At 46.2% G+C, this 19269-nt stretch carries 12 protein-coding genes; 11 read left to right on the top strand and 1 reads right to left on the bottom strand.

Annotation, left to right across the window (positions count from 1 at the left end):
- The first annotated feature begins 38 nt into the window (after window positions 1-38).
- From FXV77_RS07195 to FXV77_RS22675, 9 genes are all read left to right on the top strand, one after another.
- Complete coding sequence (locus FXV77_RS07195; RefSeq protein ID WP_246162327.1) at window positions 39-3491, top strand: carboxypeptidase-like regulatory domain-containing protein; 3453 nt, start codon at window positions 39-41, stop codon at window positions 3489-3491.
- A 1-nt stretch (window position 3492) separates the two neighbouring features.
- A complete protein-coding gene (locus FXV77_RS07190) occupies window positions 3493-5229 on the top strand; it encodes a DUF4397 domain-containing protein (protein ID WP_148918543.1) in 1737 nt (578 codons plus the stop codon).
- Window positions 5229-6419, top strand: a complete 1191-nt coding sequence (locus tag FXV77_RS07185) for a hypothetical protein (RefSeq protein ID WP_148918542.1) — start codon at window positions 5229-5231, stop codon at window positions 6417-6419. The genes FXV77_RS07190 and FXV77_RS07185 overlap by 1 nt, the downstream gene beginning before the upstream one ends.
- A gap of 7 nt (window positions 6420-6426) precedes the next feature.
- A complete protein-coding gene (locus tag FXV77_RS07180) occupies window positions 6427-7458 on the top strand; it encodes a fasciclin domain-containing protein (RefSeq protein WP_187444049.1) in 1032 nt (343 codons plus the stop codon).
- 5 nt (window positions 7459-7463) lie between these two features.
- Window positions 7464-8735: a fasciclin domain-containing protein gene (locus FXV77_RS07175; RefSeq protein ID WP_148918540.1), complete on the top strand. Its 1272-nt coding sequence runs from the start codon at window positions 7464-7466 to the stop codon at window positions 8733-8735.
- Between the two features lie 10 nt (window positions 8736-8745).
- Window positions 8746-9720: a fasciclin domain-containing protein gene (locus FXV77_RS07170; protein ID WP_148918539.1), complete on the top strand. Its 975-nt coding sequence runs from the start codon at window positions 8746-8748 to the stop codon at window positions 9718-9720.
- A 37-nt stretch (window positions 9721-9757) separates the two neighbouring features.
- Window positions 9758-11890: an IPT/TIG domain-containing protein gene (locus FXV77_RS07165; protein WP_148918538.1), complete on the top strand. Its 2133-nt coding sequence runs from the start codon at window positions 9758-9760 to the stop codon at window positions 11888-11890.
- A gap of 63 nt (window positions 11891-11953) precedes the next feature.
- A complete protein-coding gene (locus FXV77_RS07160) occupies window positions 11954-15223 on the top strand; it encodes a TonB-dependent receptor (RefSeq protein ID WP_148918537.1) in 3270 nt (1089 codons plus the stop codon).
- A 36-nt stretch (window positions 15224-15259) separates the two neighbouring features.
- Window positions 15260-15367 carry a winged helix-turn-helix transcriptional regulator gene (locus tag FXV77_RS22675; protein WP_148918536.1) on the top strand — a complete coding sequence of 36 codons (108 nt, stop codon included), beginning with the start codon at window positions 15260-15262 and terminating at the stop codon, window positions 15365-15367.
- A 20-nt stretch (window positions 15368-15387) separates the two neighbouring features.
- Here FXV77_RS22675 and FXV77_RS07150 read toward each other — a convergent pair whose 3' ends face one another.
- On the bottom strand, window positions 15388-16293 hold the full coding sequence (locus FXV77_RS07150; protein WP_148918535.1) for a helix-turn-helix domain-containing protein: 906 nt from the start codon (window positions 16291-16293) through the stop codon (window positions 15388-15390).
- A gap of 259 nt (window positions 16294-16552) precedes the next feature.
- Here FXV77_RS07150 and FXV77_RS07145 point away from each other — a divergent pair, with 259 nt between their 5' ends.
- Window positions 16553-18007: a BNR-4 repeat-containing protein gene (locus tag FXV77_RS07145; RefSeq protein WP_148918534.1), complete on the top strand. Its 1455-nt coding sequence runs from the start codon at window positions 16553-16555 to the stop codon at window positions 18005-18007.
- A gap of 45 nt (window positions 18008-18052) precedes the next feature.
- Window positions 18053-19258 carry a glycoside hydrolase family 88 protein gene (locus FXV77_RS07140; RefSeq protein WP_148918533.1) on the top strand — a complete coding sequence of 402 codons (1206 nt, stop codon included), beginning with the start codon at window positions 18053-18055 and terminating at the stop codon, window positions 19256-19258.
- The last annotated feature ends 11 nt before the right edge of the window (window positions 19259-19269 follow it).

Raw genomic sequence — 19269 nt, 5'->3', positions numbered from 1 at the left:
ATTGTATACATAGAAATCTTCGTCAAATCATGCGTGTTATGAAAATCACCATGCTATTATTTATCGGCGTCCTCACCCACCTCAGCGCGGCCACCTACGGACAGCGGCTATCTATCGAGAAGGAACGCGTACACCTGGTTGATCTTATCGACGAAATCAGCGAAAAGACAAGATACGATTTCTTTTACGATGCTGAAATATTTGATGGAACACCTCGGATAAGCGTCCATATAAAAAACGCCGATATAAGCGAAGTATTGGCACGTTGCTTCGCCGGTCTTCCGTTTGAATATAGGATCAGCAACAAAATTGTAACGATCACAAGGAAAACCTCACCTGTTGGCGTTAACCATTCCAAATCCCAACAACAGCGTCAGATCCAGGGCCATGTACACGACGATAAACGTAGGCCACTATCTGGCGTATCGATTCGGGTTAAAGGAACACAAACAGTTTCATCTTCCGATACAAACGGGAATTTCAGTATCATGGTGCCTACGAATGGCGCCACACTGGTATTTACATTTCTCGGTATGGAAAGCCGAGAAATAAATGTTGGAACGAGCGACGCTGCCCTTTCGGTAAGGATGCAACAGGCCACAGAGATACTGGAAGAGGTTGCCGTGACGGTGCAAGCCCGTCGTCGGACGAACACCGAGGCGGCAGTACTGGAAGAACGTAAGAAAGCAGCCATTGTACAAGATGCCATCTCGGCACAGCAGATCGAACGGACGGCCAGTATTACCACTACACAAGCGCTACAGCGTGTAACTGGCGTAACCGTAACTGACGATAAGTATGTCGCTGTCAGAGGCTTAGGAGACCGGTCCGTCATTGGCCAATTAAATGGCGTACGCCTGGCTTCCTCCGACCCCGATAAGAGTTCGATTCCCTTAGATCTTGTTCCGGCATCTCTTCTGGATAACATCACGGTATATAAAACCGTGACGCCCGACAAACCGGCGGATGCCGCTTCCGGAATTGTAGAACTGAAGACCAAATCTGTGCCTGATAAAATGACTTTAGAATTCATTGCACAGACTGGATTGAATTCCAACATTGGGATAGGCGGACAATACAACAGTTTCTGGAACAGCGAGATGGGCCTGTTAGGTACCAAGATCAATAACAAAGACTTGACCTCCGATTTTTTAAATCTATCCAGCCAATATCCCAAAGGACTTGGGGATATCCACAACTTAATCGCAAATAGCGGCTACAATCCTCAAGCCAGGAATGAAGTACAACGGATCAATGGCATCATGCAGGGATTTGATCCGGTCATGACCACCAAGCATCGGCGCGCACCGCTCAATCAACTCTACTCAGCAACCTTCGGAAATTCCTATAAGCTTTTCCAAGACAAGCATACGCTCGGCGTGATTCTAGGCGGAAATTACTATCGGCGCACAACAGACATCTACGATGGAGACCTTACCCAATACAGCATCTATCAGGGTGTGGTCACGGGGAATCCGGATATCTATAGCTATCGCCATATTCCCAACTACATCACCCCGAACAGTCTGTATATGGGAAAATACCAAACCTATAAAGAGAACACCGGCGTAGAAACCTTAAACTACGGTACCTTAGCGGGACTAACATACCAATTTAGCCCCCGGCATGAAATCAGTGCACAGTATGTAGGGAGCTGGGGCGGAGAGTCAACCGCCACCAATATGAATGGGGCATATGAATATACCGGTCTTGCCGGGGATGTGTTCAGTACCATCTACTCGCTGAAGCAAAGCTTTCGTGATTTGCAGACGTTTAACTTTCAAGGCGAGCACAAGTTTCTGAGATCTGCCTACTCGCCACGCCTAAGCTACAATCTTTCCATGTCGCAATCCAGCCAAAATGACCCTGATTTCCGCTATGCTTCTCTAATAGACTACGTTCCTGTAGGCGGCACGTATTACATGAAGCCCGTCATAGGCCCTTCAGGCGGTGCAAATACCGAATGGACATATACCGAGCACCTTTACGCGTTAAGCTCCGGCTATGTGAACGGATTCGGAGCGTATGGAACTATACAAGCAGAACCAAACGGCCGCCGTTGGAGGAATCTCGAAGAAGATAGCTATAACCACAAGGCTGACCTCAGCATACCGTTTCCATTTCTAGGTGAAAAGCAAGAATTTAAAACGGGTGTCAATTATCTCTATAGGGAACGGGTTTTTACAGAAAATGTCCTTTTCCTTCCGGGTTCCAACTTCAATGATGGTGGCAGATTTACGCTACTTGATGTAGACGGAAACCTAGACAGGATGGTCAGCAATGAAATTATTGGCGTGAAGATGCCTAAAGGTGGTACAGGAGAAGGCGAAATACCCCTCGGTGGCTTTTTGTACAACAGTAAAAAATCGCCAAACAACTATAAAGGTTTCTACGAAACCAGAGCAGCCTATGCCATGCTCGACCTGCAGTTGCCCTCAGACTTCCGTTTGACGGGAGGCGTCCGTTTTGAAAAAACAAATATCCAGACAAGGGTAGACACAAAAGACGTCTATGTGGATCCGAAACTGTCAACCGTCGACGAAGAAGGCAATATCTTGGTCACACCATTCGGGGATGCCAATTCGGTTTACAAAACGGAATATGTCCCCTATTACTCCGCCAACCTGACTTACACGTTCAAGGAGAACATGAACTTCCGCATGGCGTACAACAGTACCCTAGCTCGTCCCGAATTACGGGAAATTACCAATGTATTTGAGTTTGATCCTTACCAAATGGGTCTTATTGTGGGCAATCGCGATCTGGTCAATCAAAAGACACAAAACCTCGATTTCCGCTGGGAATGGTTTCCGGATGCCGGCGAAGTTTTTGCCGTTTCCGCGTTCGGAAAACAGATCAATAACCAGTTAGTGAAAGTATTCAATCTACGAACCGAAGGACTTGCAGCAACATATCCTGAGTTTCCGATCATCCAGTTTCAAAACGACAAAAATACGGGTAGGGTTTGGGGATTGGAATTTGAAGCCGTGAAGGATCTAAGTAAATTCTGGGGACAGCGTGAGGTCTTGTTTTTTGGGTCAAACCTGCTGATTGCCCAAAGTGAAATAAAGAAATCGGAAGAACGGCTGGCTGCGAATAGGTTTATCGATCGGCATGCGCCTCTTAACAGCCCTTTGTTTGAGCAGGCCCCCTACTCTATCAATCTGTGGCTAAACTATAACAATAAAGCATCCGGAACCGATCTCACGACGACCTTTAATATGGTAGGCGAACGGCTGATCCAGATTAATCTCACAGGCGAGCCAGATTTATATACCCAACCCGCTCCGACACTAGATTTTGTCTTTAGTCAGAAAATAACTCCCCGAATAATCTTTAAGGGCTATGCTAAAAACATTCTTAATCCCGCCATCAAGACCGTGTACGCCAACCCGAGCACGGGTGGCAAGTGGTACGGAAATGAATATATAAACCGCAGCTACAAGCGTGGAAGTGAAATTATGCTTGGTTTTACCTATAATTTATTTTAATATGAAATTCAGTCACCTTATATATGCACTGTTTTTAGTAGGACTATTCGTATCCTGCGCTAAGGATAAGCTTGTTGAATATACGGATAATCGGTACAATACCGAGGCCTTTGAAAGTTCCAATGTGCGTCTCGTCAACCTTGGCGGTTCAAATCAGGTCGTCGTCAATGGCGATTCCCTGACGAATTTCGTTGTACGAGCTGGAGATTCCGATCCGCTGTCAGGTCGGTATCCGGCAACAAAATACTTTCCGGAAGATGGTCGTTTGGGGACGTTGTGGAATGTGCCGCAGGATCTGCTCAACGATGAAAACAAAGCCGATGTCGCCATTACTTTAGTTGCCTATCAAGGTATTGGTATCGGTTTAGAAAAGGAATTTGAAATTCATGATGACGGCTTACCTGTGGATTATTACACCCTGTTAGGCGATTACTATAACGTAGGCCTACCCGAGATCATAGTCGTTCCTCGGGGTGAGGAGTCGCCGCGAAACCCGGAGAACTGCAAGGTCCGGCTTATCAATTTTAGCGAAAAGCCGGGCGAAAGCCAGCAGCACCAGGAAGTCATCGAAGAACTGTATGGTCCGGTGAGCCTCGCTTGGTCAGATGGAACTTCCATCGCTGAACAGCTGAACAGTGTGCCGGTTGGTGAGGTATCGGAGTATGTAGAAATTCCCTATGGCACGTACCAATTAAAGGTTCTCGCTGAAGATCAGCGGCAATTGCCTTCGTCCGGAAGCCCTACCATGGATTACATGACGTCATCTATCAGTTTTATTGAGAACAGGACAGCGGTTATACCTACTTACCTCACCTATAACCCCATTGCCACGTTTAAACCTGGAGGAGTGTATACGGTAGTGGTTTATTCGCAGCCCTTTGAATACCCAAATATCAACGATCCGGAGTACACACATGATCAGATGCAGAACGGGTTTCGGATTATCGCGGATGTTGATCCCCCCACGAACAATACGTATGCCCGTATTCAATTTGTAAATGCCAAACCTGAGCAAGGAGAAATTTCGCTGAAAGTAGGTGGTAAATCCACTGCGACAGCCTCTTTTGGAAACTATACGGAATACCTCACCACGGTACACGGTAAATATAAATTTGAAGCGGTAAGCAACAATTCTTCGTTGGCCACCTTAGACTATGATGTGAAGGCTGGAGATAATTACACGGTGTGGCTCTACCGTAACGCAAGCGGAAGGGACAGCCTAGTCGTTTCGCACAACAACCTGTCGGGCGTAACCTATGCCGGCGGAACGGCTACGCAAGATGCGTCGTATGAACGAAATGTGAGCAACTTTTATACGGACCTCCGGTTTTTTAATCTCAACACCAGCTTTCCGTATGCAACATTTACGTCGGATAACGGCAGGCCTTTCAATAACAATGGCCGCGCCTTTGACGAGCGATCTACGGAACAGTTGACTCCCGGTTTTATACCCTGGGTTCACCCCAACGTCAGATTACTGCAATTGGTTGGCAGTACCGATATACAACCGCTAAAGATTATGGCCTATCAGGCAACCCAAAATACGACACCGGGAACATGGGCCGATGAGGTTCCTGTCCGTACATCGCAGGAATTCATTACCAGGCCGGCGCTGTATGACGTCCGAGGCAATATGCCTATGATGGATATTGGCTCCTACAGTGTCGCGCTGATCGGACAGCAGACCGAAGATACGCGTTACAATTCCAGAATGATCATTGTTAAACATACAAAATAATGAAACCACAACATTATCTAACGGCTTTCATTGCCAGTATAGGTCTGCTATTGCATTCTTGTACGAAGATAGAATATCACGAGGTAGAGAATCCGGCTTATTTAAGGGTATTCAATAATCTTAACTATGAAGTTAATCTTGGCGACAAGGATCTTCTGGTTCCTTATCTGACCATGCTTATCGATCCCGAATATGACCAGAACGGGGTACCCATAAGCGCGGCTATAGTGGGCGACTTCCTGGATAAACGTGTCCGGTACGCTGCTCCCTATCCAACGCATAGTGCCGGAAGTACCAAGCGCAACAACCCAGAATATCCAGGGAAAGAAAATGTGTTGGTGGGCCCAATTCTCAATGGGTTTGACCTTTCCAGCTGGGCGCAGATACCTGCAGGATCCCACCGGATCGCCTTCTATTTCCGACCGGTGAATGATATTCCATTTTTCGAACTGACCGACGAGTTGAAACAGAACATTGCTATCGAAGGCACCTATAACTTACAAGAAAGGGAGATCTATACGTTGCATGTGCTGCAAAAAGATTTTGAGACAAAAGAAAATGGACTACTCTTACGGCAGGAAAACTTCCATCACTTACCTTTCTCGGATTCCTTGGTATACATGAATTTCTATAACATGAGTGCCAGGGGTTTTCTAGATTCAAAGGATAGGAAACCCGATGGAATGACGACGCTCGAGCACGGTATGAAGGACGAAATGAACGTCTACTTGTCTCTATATCCGGAGGAAGCAACGGCTTACAACAGCCAGACAGCAATCCAAGACTATTATGCACGATTCCTTCACCCGGTTTACCGAAACACCGAAGAGCCCACCGTGAGCCCGTATTTCCATTTCCCATTACTTGCGGATACTACCAAAACCATTACCACCAATATGGTGCAGCAGATTACTTTTTTGGCTCCGGGACTAAATTTTATCGATATGGGTATAGGCGGCAATGTTATGCCGAAAGGGCTGTGTTCCCATCTTACTTTTTACGGATTGAATGAACTTGTCAGTCTCCCCAGCAGGGTCAACTCCGCACGTTTTCCAAGTATGTTCATCAATACGCATTCCGGTGTTCACAACCCTAAGTCATTCCCTGCAATAAACACAATCGAGGTCGTCAATGGGGAAGCTTATCTCACCACTATACAACGAAAGTTCGATCCACCTATCTATAAATAACCACGTGATGCAATTAAAGAGAATTACAACATATTTACTTTTTCTTCTTAGTTGTGTGCTATTGCAAGCATGCAACCCCGATGAATTTCTGGTGTATGAGGAAAATACAGAGACAAGAAACGTAGGAGACTACATCGGAAACAACTTTGATCTGAGCTTATTTTATGCTGCCTTGGAAAAAACGGGCGTATTGGAAAATATTACCGGAAGCGAGAAAGTAACCGTTTATGCACCGACCAATGCCGCATTCAATGCTTTGGGTATATACCGTCCCTCGGATTTCGACAAGCTCGACCAAGATAGCTTAAAGACGATGGTCCAGTATCACGTCCTGGGTCGATTGTTGACGAGCGAAGAAATCCCGGTAAGCACCTTGGATGCCCGCTATCCGAATCTCGCCAATAAGGACCTCATCATTTCAAAGTATGCAGGGACTAGCGAATGGGATAAAACCAAGGTTTTCGTCAATGGCGCCCAGGCTACCCGCTTCGATATCATGCTGACCAACGGCGTCTTGAATATCGTCAATGCCTGTTTTAAATACAACGAGGGAACAGTACAGGATTTTCTTGCCGAAAGAAGCCAGTACAGCACATTCGTAGCCGCCCTAAAAAAGTTCGGACACTGGGATCAACTCGCCCAGGGAGAATGGTCCATTGTAGCACCCGAAAATATCGCTTTTGAGAATGAAGGGATCACGCCCGATAGTATTGATCGCATGGATCCCACGACCTTTTACAATCGTTTTATGGCGGTCTATTTATTCGATACACGCATCTTCCTGACGGACCTTGATCTCTCCAAACAATCGCTATCACCTCCAATCGCGGATGATCCGAGGATGAGCAGAGGGATTTACTACAACGTAGATACTCGCTGGTTTGGTGTCAATACGCAAGAGACAGGGCAATACGGCCGATTCACACCGTTATCACAACACAATAAAGTGAACTACCTTACAGCTAATGGTACCGTACACAACATTGAGAAATTATTGTTCCGACCGGACGAAGCTGTTTTAACAAACATTGGAAATTAAAAACCATGAAACAAACATTATCCATATTATTACTTCTTGTCGTAGCCCTCTCCTGCACACAAGAAGAATTTATGCCACCTCCTTATGGCGAAAAAGTACCTTATGAAGAAGTGTACAAAGAGACGCTGGGCGCTGTGCTTGCAGATTCAGAAAGCTCCTTATTTCAATTGGCGCTTGATGGTAGTACAATACCCGCGTTGTTGGACGACGAATGGGAAAATGCTCCCCTTACTTTTTTGGTTCCTTCTGACGCCGCTTTTGAAGAAGCCGGCTTTACGGAAGAAAAGTTAAAGAACATGGACGCGGCAGAGCTGGATACGATCATCCGTTATCACATACTATCGGATCAAATCGATTCATCGAATGTGAGATCAACTTACGGCAATATCCGGCTAAAATCCAAATTGGAGAATAGAGCGCTAAAAATGGGACAATATTCCTCTGATTTTTATGTCTATCCGCATTATTTAGCTATTACCGACGGAAAAGTACTGATCAACGGAAAGGTTATGGGAGATTACCAAATAAGTGACGCTAAGGAGGGAAACGTAATTTATATAGATCATTTTCTTAAAAAGCCGGAAAAAACACTTTGGCAAACCATGAAAGAAGATAGCCGGCTCTCCATGTTTATGGAGATCGTGGAGGCAAATGATGAATCCTATAGTCAATATTTCTATTATGATCAGGAACCGTGGGCTACCTATGCTATGGAAGAAGCCGTCATGAAATCTCAATTGGACGTAACCGCTAATTCATGGGATCCAAGCAATATTTACATTGGAGGCCTAACATCCGTTTTTGCCCCCACCAATGAAGCTTTTATAAACGCGGGATACAACAGCGCGGAAGACTTCCTGCAGTTCAATGAGCCTTATTGGATCTACAGAGGCCAATTTCTTACATTCTCCGGTGGGGCTCCCTATAACTACATGACGTTTCACAAAACGGATTCTGTTTTGACCTATCACCACAGCTGGGCCCGACGCTACTACCCTACAGACGGCGGAAGCGTAAATCCCACGGTTTTCTTTTCCAATGACCTAACGGATGAATTCCTAGGCGACTATATACTTCAGCTGGAAACATCAAGTCCGAACAGCCAACCGCGGATCACTTGCCCTTATACGTTCACCCGCGAAAACGGGATCATAAAGATGCGGCTGAAAAATGCCAAGGAAGGAACAGAAGCCGCCACCGTTATCGAGCAGGATATCATGACGCTAAACGGACCGCTCTATATCGTAGACCGGTTGTTTATACCCCATCATTTTTAATACATTTACGATGCAAAATATAATTAAATACCTCTTGATTGCCTCCTGTTTCGCGCTATTGATTGCATGCGAAAAGGAGGGAACAAATCGCTATTCGTATGATGCCAACCTGATTAGCATGATTATTTCCGATAATGCAAATCTATCGCAGCTGGATGCCGCCAATAAGCGTACCGAATTGCATGATATGCTGTTGCAGGAAGGACCTTTCACCCAATTAGCGCCTTCTGATGATGCGTTTACAACCGACGTAAATACCATCGGACTAAGCCGATTGACCAATATCATGCGGTATCATGTGCTCAACGGCGTTTATGATTTTAACAAGCTTCCTTTCCAGTTTAATCAAGAAATTTATTCGTATACCGGAGGGAAGATGTTCGTTACCAAATGGACAAAGGGCGTTGATACGGTTATCACGATCAACGGCGCCATTATTACCCCGGTCATGAAAGATGCCAAGAACGGGAAAATACAGGTGATCAATCGCGTTCTTGAACCCTATCTCTTCGATTATTTGAGCGAGGTGGTGGGCAATGAATACGATATCACCTTATTCAATCAAGTGCTGGAAAGGGTACCAGCCGTCCGGAGTTTGTTGCAAAAGGAGGGAGCCTATACCATCTATGCGCCCAACAATGCAGCCATGGTGAGCTACGGCTACAGTACCTTGGAAATTATTAACGAAAAGCCTGTAGAAGAGCTGGAAAGGCTCGTGCGGTACCATATCGTACCGGACAGGCGGTTTGTGTATGACTATGTATTGACCACCCCTACAAGTGGAAACACCAATGTTACTACAACCGAAACCATGTTAAATGGGGACAACCTGACCTTGACCCTTGTGTTTAATTCCGGAACAGGAACCTACAATAAAATCACACTATTAGGTACAAGAAACACGACGGAAACCAATTTAACAAGGGAAAACATCCTGGCTGGCAACGGCGTATTGCATATCATTGACCAAGTCCTTTTACATTAAGAAACCGAATACACGTGTATATTAAATTTTTATACAAATGAAAAATAGTAAACATAGCATAGGGTTAATTCTATTATCTGCGCTCCTTATGTTTTTCTCTTGCGAGAAAGACAATCCTTCCGGAGAAGCCGCCCCCAGCCTATCGGTGGAACAGTATTTCCCGAACAGCGGGAAAGCCGGAACACTGGTCACCATAAAAGGAGAAGGATTCAGCACAAGCATGGCCGAGAACATCGTTGAATTTTCGGGTGTAATGGCCGAAGTTTTTTCGGCGACGTCAACGGAATTGGTGGTACTCGCTCCCGAATCCGGAAGTACCGGAAAAATAACCCTGAAAAACGGTAGCCAAACGACCGAGGTGGGCAACTACACCTACCAAAGCCTAAGTGTGAGCAGAGTTTCTCCCGCCAATGGACCGGCCGGCTCAAACATACGGATTACCGGTGAAGGTTTTGGTAGCCTGACGCAACCTGCAAAAGTCACTATTAACGATTCGGTTGCTTTAGTGGTCAACATCTCCGATACCCTGATTGTCGCAAAAGTCCCTTCGGGGGCGGGAACCGGAGTCGTAAAAGTCTTGGTAGATGAAATGGAGTCGACAGGCGCAATTTTTACGTATCAAGAAATAAAAGAGATTAAACCACTGACTGGCGGAAAAGGAACCCAGATAACCCTAACCGGAGAAGGGTTTGAAACCGTCAAGGAGAACAATCACGTCTATTTTAACGATAAGCAGGCCACGGTAGTGGAAGCCTCGCCGGAGAAGCTAGTCATACTAGCCCCTGAAGGAATCGAAACAAACAAAGTGTCTGTTGTTATTAACGGTCAGAAAACCGTGAGCGATGCTATTTTCAGCGTGGTTCCATTGCCGACGATATCCTCCGTTTCGCCGTTAAGCGGACCTGTTGGTGCTGAAATTACCATAAAAGGAAGCACATTCAGTACCATAGCCGATGAAAATAAGGTATTGATCAACGGGAAAGAAATTCCCTTAGAAAAAGACCCCACCAGCACAGAACTTGTCGTGCGGTATCCTGCCAATATCGGAAGCGGAAAAATTGAAGTGGTGGTAAACGATCAAAAAGTCGTTGGACCTGAATTCGTCAACCAAGATCTGGGTATCATAAAGGTAAGCCCAGAAAGCGGGTTGGCCGGCACCGAAGTGACCATAGAAGGTACCGGTTTTTCACATGACATGTTAAAAAACAAAGTAAGCTTTAATGGTGTTGCTGCACAGATCACTTTCGCAGACGAAAAATCCATCAAAGTTATAGCACCCACAAACCTCAGTACAGGTGTGCTGAAAGTCGAAGTGGGAGGTTTATCTGCGGAGGCTCCGCAAGCTTTCCGCCGAGCTGGAGTGATGACGATAACCAGAGATTTGACTTCGCTTGATTTCAATTACTCCAAAATCGTAATCGACTCGCATGGCAACTTGTATGTGAGTGGTTCTTCAACGATCACGAAGGTCACGCCAGAAGGCTCAACATCTGTTTTTGTCAGTGGATTGAGCGGCATAGTGGGCATGGATATTTTGAATGATGTTATCTATATCGCGGATTGGAATAGTGTCAAAAAAGTTGCTGCTGATGGCACAGTCACGACCATTCCGACAGCGCCTATCGGTCCGAGAGGGCTTACGGTAGACAGCAAAGGCGATCTATATTACTCAAGTAGCTGGAGTGGCATCTCTAAAATCACGGTATCCACGGGAACGGTACAGAGCATGAATACCGGAAGCGCATCGGATAAATGTAGAATTGTGGTCGCTCCAGACGGCACCATCTATCATTCATTCGACGATTATCAAGGCATCATCAACAGAACGCTCCCCGGGGCGCGTGGCTTAAACTGGCTTGGCCAGCATGAGGGCTATGGTTATCAAGATGGACCAGTTTCCACCGCTAAACTAGCCTACGGACCTACGGCATTAGGAATGACCGCCGAAGGCAACCTGATCATCATGGATTCCAACAACTTAGCTCTACGGCAAGTGGATCTGAAAGAGCAGACGGTAAGTACACTGGTTAAGGTAGAGCGTGGGTTTGAAGATGGAGATCTATCCAGCGCCAAATGGGGAAGCATCAACGATATAACCATCGATAAAGAAGGGAACGTCTATTTACTGGATGTAGGACAGGCAGCCATACGGAAGGTAATATTTAAATAATTGACGATAAAAAAATAGAAGGATCAAGTGGAACGAAGATCGAAGCGAAAAAGTAAGAATAATATGAAAACTAAAGATATAAGACAACGGATGGCCGACAGATGGATCGTCATGCTTCTGTTGTTTCTGTCCCCCTTCCTGGGGTTGGCACAAGAAACATCAGGCTCACTGACTGGACGCGTGATCAACACGATGAAAGAGGGCATTGCAGGCGCCACCATAACCGCGGTGCATACCCCTTCCGGCACCAAGTATGCCCTGTCCACCGACGGTGACGGCCGCTATACGATCAACAATATGCGCATCGGCGGACCCTATACCGTGACCACTTCGATGGTCGGCATGCAGGACGATATTCGTAGTGACATCTTTATACGCCTCGGCGGTGCACAGCAGCTCGATTTTGTGCTCGGTTCCGATGCACAGGCACTGGACGAGGTCACCATTACCGCCCGTGTGGCCGGGCAGCGTGCCGATACCTACGGCGCGGGACAGAACATCTCCCGCGAGCAGGTACAGGGCATGCCCACCGTCAGCCGATCGGTCACCGACATCACCCGGCTCACCCCGCAGGGAAGCCGCGACAACAGTTTCGGGGGTACCAACTTCCGTTACAACAACGTCACCATCGACGGCGCCATCAACAACGACGCTATCGGCTTCTCACCCTCACTCGGCGGACAGACCGGTACCTCCGGTATGGCAGGGAGCTCTACGCGCACCAACCCCGTCTCCCTGGACGCCATACAGGACATGCAGGTGTACCTGGCACCCTATGATGTGAAGATCGGTAACTTCACCGGGGGATCGGTCAACGCCGTCACCCGCTCGGGTACCAATAAGATCGAGGGCTCCGTTTACGGTTTCGGCCGCAACGCCGCCCTAACCGGAAACGACCGTGTCGGTACGTTGGGATCGATGAATTCCGACTTCTACGACTACCAGGCAGGCTTCCGCATCGGATTCGCCATAATTAAGGACAAACTATTCTTTTTCAGCAACGAGGAAATCACCCGCAGGCAGGATCCCACGCAGTTGCTCGTGGGCACGGCGGAGACATCCCACATCCTTACGGAAGCCGATGCCAGCAGTATAGCAAGCACGGTACAGAGCCGATACGGCGATATCTTTGATGCCGGTACGGCAGGTCTGTACACCAACTGGTCAAAGTCCGTGAAGTTCTTCAACCGCCTGGACTGGAACATCAATGACCGTCACCAGCTTGCGGTAAGGAATAATACGATCCGCAGCTCGGCAACCCACATGGATCGCGACCAGCAGGATTTCCGCTTTTCGAGCATGGCCTTTGAACAGGAGAACAACCAGAGCAGTACCGTGGCCGAACTCAAAAGCCGTTTCAGCAATTCGCTCTCCGGTAATGCGGTCATCGGTTATACCGTGGTGAACGACCGCCGTGACCCGCTTTCCGATCCGACATTACCGCAGGTGCAGATACAGGGGCGCACCCCCGGTACCACCATCTACCTGGGTACGGATAGGGAGGCTAGCATCTTCGACATGCAGCAGCGCACCTGGGAGGTAACGGCCAACCTCAACTGGAACACCGGACGCCATAAGTTGCTCGTCGGGACACACAATGAACTCTACAGCATCCGCTACGGCTTTGTCAACGGCTGGAACGGCCGGGTGGACTACAACAGCATCGATGATTTTATCAGCAACAGTCCTTACCGGGTACGCGGTAGCTACAATTATATCAACAATACCCGTGACTACATACTGGACAACCCGGCAGCGGACTTCAACGTGAACATGTACAGCCTGTACGTACAGGACGAGATACGCGTAAGTGACCGGTTCCGTGTAACGCCGGGACTGCGTGCCGATATGGCCCACCTGCCCACCATGCCGACCCTGAGCGACAAGGTAAAAGACATGTGGGCCGATCCCAACTTCGGGACGACCTATACCTATACGCCGATAAGCCGGATCAAAAATGATTTCATGAACCGCGTGCAGCTATCCCCACGGGTGGGCTTCCGCTGGGAGGCTACCGAAGACCGCAGTCTGGTGCTGCGCGGCGGTGCCGGCTTGTTCACCGGCCGTATCCCCTTTGCATGGCTGGCATACGCCTACTACAATACGGGCGACAGCTACGGTGCCTTTGACCAGCGTGCCGACGACAAACCCTTTGCACCGGGATCGGACGCCATTAAGCCCAGCCCGAACGGACTGGCCGACTTTATCGCACAGAATGGAGCCGTGATCAACGATCCGAACAGCGGCAGGACACAGGTGGACCTGGTGGACAACGGATTTACGCTTCCACAGGTGTTCCGGACAAGCTTGGGGATCGACTACGAAACAACGGACGACTGGAAGTTTACCTTCGAGGGGATGTATACACGCAACATCAGCGACGTGATGTTCCAGCAGCTGAACACCAAGGACAATCCACTTTGGTACGGGTACGATAGCGATAAACAACAGCCGGTATACAGCGGTACGGTGGATAGTCGTTTCTCGAACGTGTACCTGCTGAGCAACACCAACCAGGGCTACCGCTATAGCCTTACCGGGACCATCGCCAAGAAATGGAAGGGGTTCGATGCCACGGCAAGCTATACCTTCGGGGAGTCCAAGGATATATCCAACGGTGTCCGTAACTCCATGGAGTCCAACTGGCAATTGAACCAGTCATTGATCCCTAACGACCCGAAGCTGGCCTACAGCAACTTCGATATCCGCCACCGCATCGTCACGAGCATCAGTTATGGTCATGGATGGCAACGTGCCGGACGCACGAACATCAACCTGTTCTTCTCGGCACAGTCCGGTAGCCCGTTCACCTATGGCATCGTGAACAACAGCATACAGGGATTGCCACAGCAGGTGTCGCTGACCTACATCCCGACACGGGAAGAGGCCATCCGCTACTTCAAGGATACACCGTCACAGACGGCACAGCAGCAGGCACAGGCATTCAATACCTTTATCGATGATAACGGATACCTGTCATCACGCAGGGGCGACTTTACCGAGCGCAATACCGGACGTACGCCGTGGAACGTGCAGGCGGACCTGCGCATCGCGCACGACCTGCCCGTGAACAAAAACGGTCACTTTCTGACCCTATCAGCGGACGTGGTGAACCTGACCAACCTGATCTACAAAGAATGGGGCGTGCAGTATTTCTCGCCGAACACGTTCAACTCGACCAGTTCGGTCGGCCTGACACCGACCCTGTTCCCGCCACAGCAGAATGCGGGCAACTGGCCAGTGTTCACGTTCAGCGACTCGGGTACACCCTACAGCATTGATTACTTTAATTCAAGGGCACAGGTGCAGCTGGGCGTGCGGTATACGTTCTAGGAAATTTAGGATCCGGCATCAGCCGGATCCTCCTATTTGTATTATCAGATATCTCCAAGAGTAGAATATAAACTTTCAGATAAAGGTAAATCTTTAGAAAGTATATTAGTACAAATGGCGGAGTGGGGTGAAAACCAGCTATAATCAAACTACCGACGGCTCAATTAAAACAGCGTCAAGTTTTTCCGGTAGTACGATGGGCTCATATGTACGTGTTTCTTAAAAAATTTTGAAAAATGGAAACGGTCCGAAAAACCACAGTCATGTGCGATCTCATCTAAATTTTTATCAGAGTGGTGGATAAGGTTAAGCGCATTTTCAATTCTTTTTTTTATGATATACTGCTGAATGGTGATTCCCGTCGCTTTTTTGAAAAGCCTGGCAAATGAGTTGGAAGCCATATTTGTCATCGCCGCTAGTGCGTTATTGGTAATCGCTTTATTGTAATTATTATCGACATAAGCCATGGCATTAAAAACACGTTGATCCATTATCTTAAAATCGGTCAGAAAATTTTCTAACTGCATTAAGCATAAACCTATAAGAATGTTGACGTTCAGGCAATCAAAGAAATTAAATGCTTTGTCCTGTATACAAGTATGGCGAATTTCTTCTATCAATTTCAGTTTTTGATCTGTCATCTCTAAACAAAATATGCCAGCATCGGCATAGTCTAATGGAAATCCTAACGAAAAGTGGATAAAGAGATGATCCAACTTATTCGTTTTTGCTATTTGCTCCCGTGTATCGGCTTCTGTGAATTTACGACCCGCAATACTTTCATTATTACTTCGAACATTGGTTGTATTTAAACGAGTAGAAAAGGAAGTGTTGGGGGGAATAATAATTAGATTCTGTTTATTCAGCATAATGGATCTATTATTATATATAATCTCGGCTCCCTCGATGGTGTTGTAATAGACGCGCCAAAAAGGCACAGATAAGTCAAAACACGTCCACTCTTCCAGTATCCAATATCTGCAGCAGAATAGTTTTATGTTTATTTCTCTAAAAGTCTGTCGTATGGAAGATGGATCAATTTTAATCTCTTGAGGAATTCTGTTGATCATAGCATGTTTATTTTGTACATAAAATGGTTTGGTTCAGATACAGCATCACCAAAAATTGTTTCGGTACTTTACATCAGCAATTTTAAACAGAAAAGATACAATTATAAAGTATTAAAAAAATAATTTATTTTTTTTCTTATATAAATATACAACAAAGTTTAATATTAGAAAATTCCATTTCAGCCTGAAGCTAGTTGACAAACGCTGGGCATGGATTATCCATAAACCATATATTTTAATATATATATAACTAATTGATATGAAATTACATTTTGCTTATTTTTTTCGATTTCTATTTATACCCTTCATGCTTTGTTCTGTAGCTATCGCACAACACGCCTCAAACCAAACGAAAGAGTTGATGAATAGCAAAGCGAATGGCTTCAGGGGGATTTGGTATATGATCCAGCCTACTGGCAACGAATATGCTTTTAAGTACAGTGGAGGGTTAGGAACCTACCCGGCTAACCATAGACCTTTCGCTGTCTATGTTGAAAAAGTAAACAAAACTTACTTTTGCTATGGCGGTACAGACGAGAGCAACAGTACATTGCTACACAACGTTTCTTTTTACGATCATCGCACCAAGAAGGTGGCCAATCCAACTACTGTCCTCGATAAAAAGACAGTAGATGCACATGATAACCCTGTAATTTCTATCGATGCGGCGGGTTACATCTGGATATTTTCTACGTCGCATGGAGTTGAAAGGACATCTTATATCTCGAAATCGACCAAACCATATGATATCGATGAATTTGAATTAGTTGAAGCAACCGAGATGGTAAACGGCGAGAGGAAGCCCTTTACAAATTTTTCTTATTTCCAGGTTTATTATGATGACGACAAAGGTTTTCTTGCTCTTTTTTCAAAATACGACGCTAAACATCGGAGAGTCATAGGCTATAACACCAGTAAAGACGGCCAACATTGGGATGAATGGAAAATATTGGGGAATATCGAAGGCGGACACTATCAAGTCAGTGCGACCTCGGATGGCAAAATAGGTGTTGCTTTTGACTTCCACCCAGACGGTAAAGGGCTCGACTATCGGACGAATCTGTATTACCTCGAAACATCCGATTGGGGCAAATCATGGCAGACGGCTGACAAACAGAACGTCGAGTTGCCTTTAACAAATCGAGAAAATATCGCACTAGTAAAAGATTTTACGGACGATAAATTAAATAACTACTTGGTAGATATTGACCTTGACGAGAACGGGAACCCGTTGATTCTGACGATTTCTAGCAAAGGACCACAGCCTGGACCGCAAAATGGACCTCGGAATTGGCATTTCTTTCATGTAGACAAAATCTCAAAAAAATGGAACGACAGCGTTATTACCTCTTCGGATAGTAACTACGATATGGGCTCCGTGTATGCAGAGGGCAAGGGGAGAGTAAGAATCATCGCCCCTACGGAAATAGGGCCACAGGCGTATAATCCTGGTGGTGAAGTCGCGATATGGATAAGTAGAAATGGTGGGCGAGGATGGAAACAAGAAAAGAAAATAACAAAAAATAGCCAACGAAATCATTCCTATGTCCGTAAGCCTAACGATGCGGCGAAGGATTTTTATGGAATTTGGGCCGATGGCGATGGACGGAAACCTTCGGAATCTAATATCTACTTTACAAATAAGAAAGGAGAAGTATTCAAACTTCCACGTCATGCGACAACCGATTTTTTTGTTCCTGAAAAAATGAAATAACGGTATACAAAACACTTTTTTTATAAAACAAAAAATATAAAAAACATGAACCGATCATTACGAGCATTTGCAACGCTGATGTTTTCCACGGCCTGTTTAGCTACGGTGCAGGCTCAAGGAAAGCTAGACCTTAATAAGGTAAACACCGCTTTGGATAACGCTGCCGAACAGATAAAGGTACTGGCAGAACGTTCCGCTGAAAATATGCTTCCAAAGACTTACGATAGTGGAAAAAATTTTGATTCTGAAACAGGTTGGTGGACATCGGGTTTCTATCCAGGTACGTTACTTTATCTGTATGAGCATTCGGGCGATAAGGAATTATTGGCGTTAGCGAAGCAGAAGCTGACGCTATTGGAAAAGGAAAAATTCAATACCACGACGCATGATCTTGGCTTTATGTTGTACTGCAGCTTTGGAAATGCAATGCGTATTACCGGAGATACGACGGCGTATAAGGAAATTTTACTAAAGGGAGCTGAGTCGTTAGCAACTCGATACAGCCCGGTTACAAAATCGATCCGCTCCTGGGATTTTGACAATTTTCCGGTTATTATAGACAATATGATGAACTTAGAGTTCTTAAACAGCGCAACCCGGTTGAGTGGCAATCAAAAATTTTACGATATTTCCGTAACCCATGCGAATACGACCATGCAAAATCACTACCGCAAAGATTATAGCTGTTATCACGTCGTAGATTATGACCCCGAAACGGGCGATATTATCAAGAAAAAAACCAATCAGGGCGCCTTTGATGAGTCGGCGTGGGCAAGAGGACAAGCCTGGGGGTTGTACGGATATGTCATGATGTACCGTGACACAAAAAACAAGAAGTACCTCTCATTCGCAAAAAAAATTGCAAAATACATGTTAGAGCATCCAAATATGCCAGATGATCTAGTTGCCTATTGGGATTACGACGCACCTGATCTTCCGGAAGACAGTAAATATCTGAAATACAAACACTACAGAGACGCTTCGACGGCCGCGGTGACGGCATCTGCATTATTAGAAATGAGCACAATGGTGAAGGGGAAACTTTCCAAATACTATTTGCAAACTGCCGAAACCATGTTATATAATTTGTCTACCGCATCATATACTGCTGAAGTGGGTTCGAATGGTGGCTTTTTGCTGAAGCATAGTGTAGGATCGATTCCGCATAACAGCGAAGTTGATGTTCCGCTCACCTATGCAGATTATTATTATGTCGAAGCACTACTACGTTATAAAGACCTGATTAAATAACGTGATAAAGC

This window comes from Sphingobacterium phlebotomi (genome assembly GCF_008180195.1).
GTDB classification, from domain to species: Bacteria; Bacteroidota; Bacteroidia; order Sphingobacteriales; family Sphingobacteriaceae; genus Sphingobacterium; species Sphingobacterium phlebotomi.
This window is presented reverse-complemented; position numbering and strand designations above follow the sequence as displayed.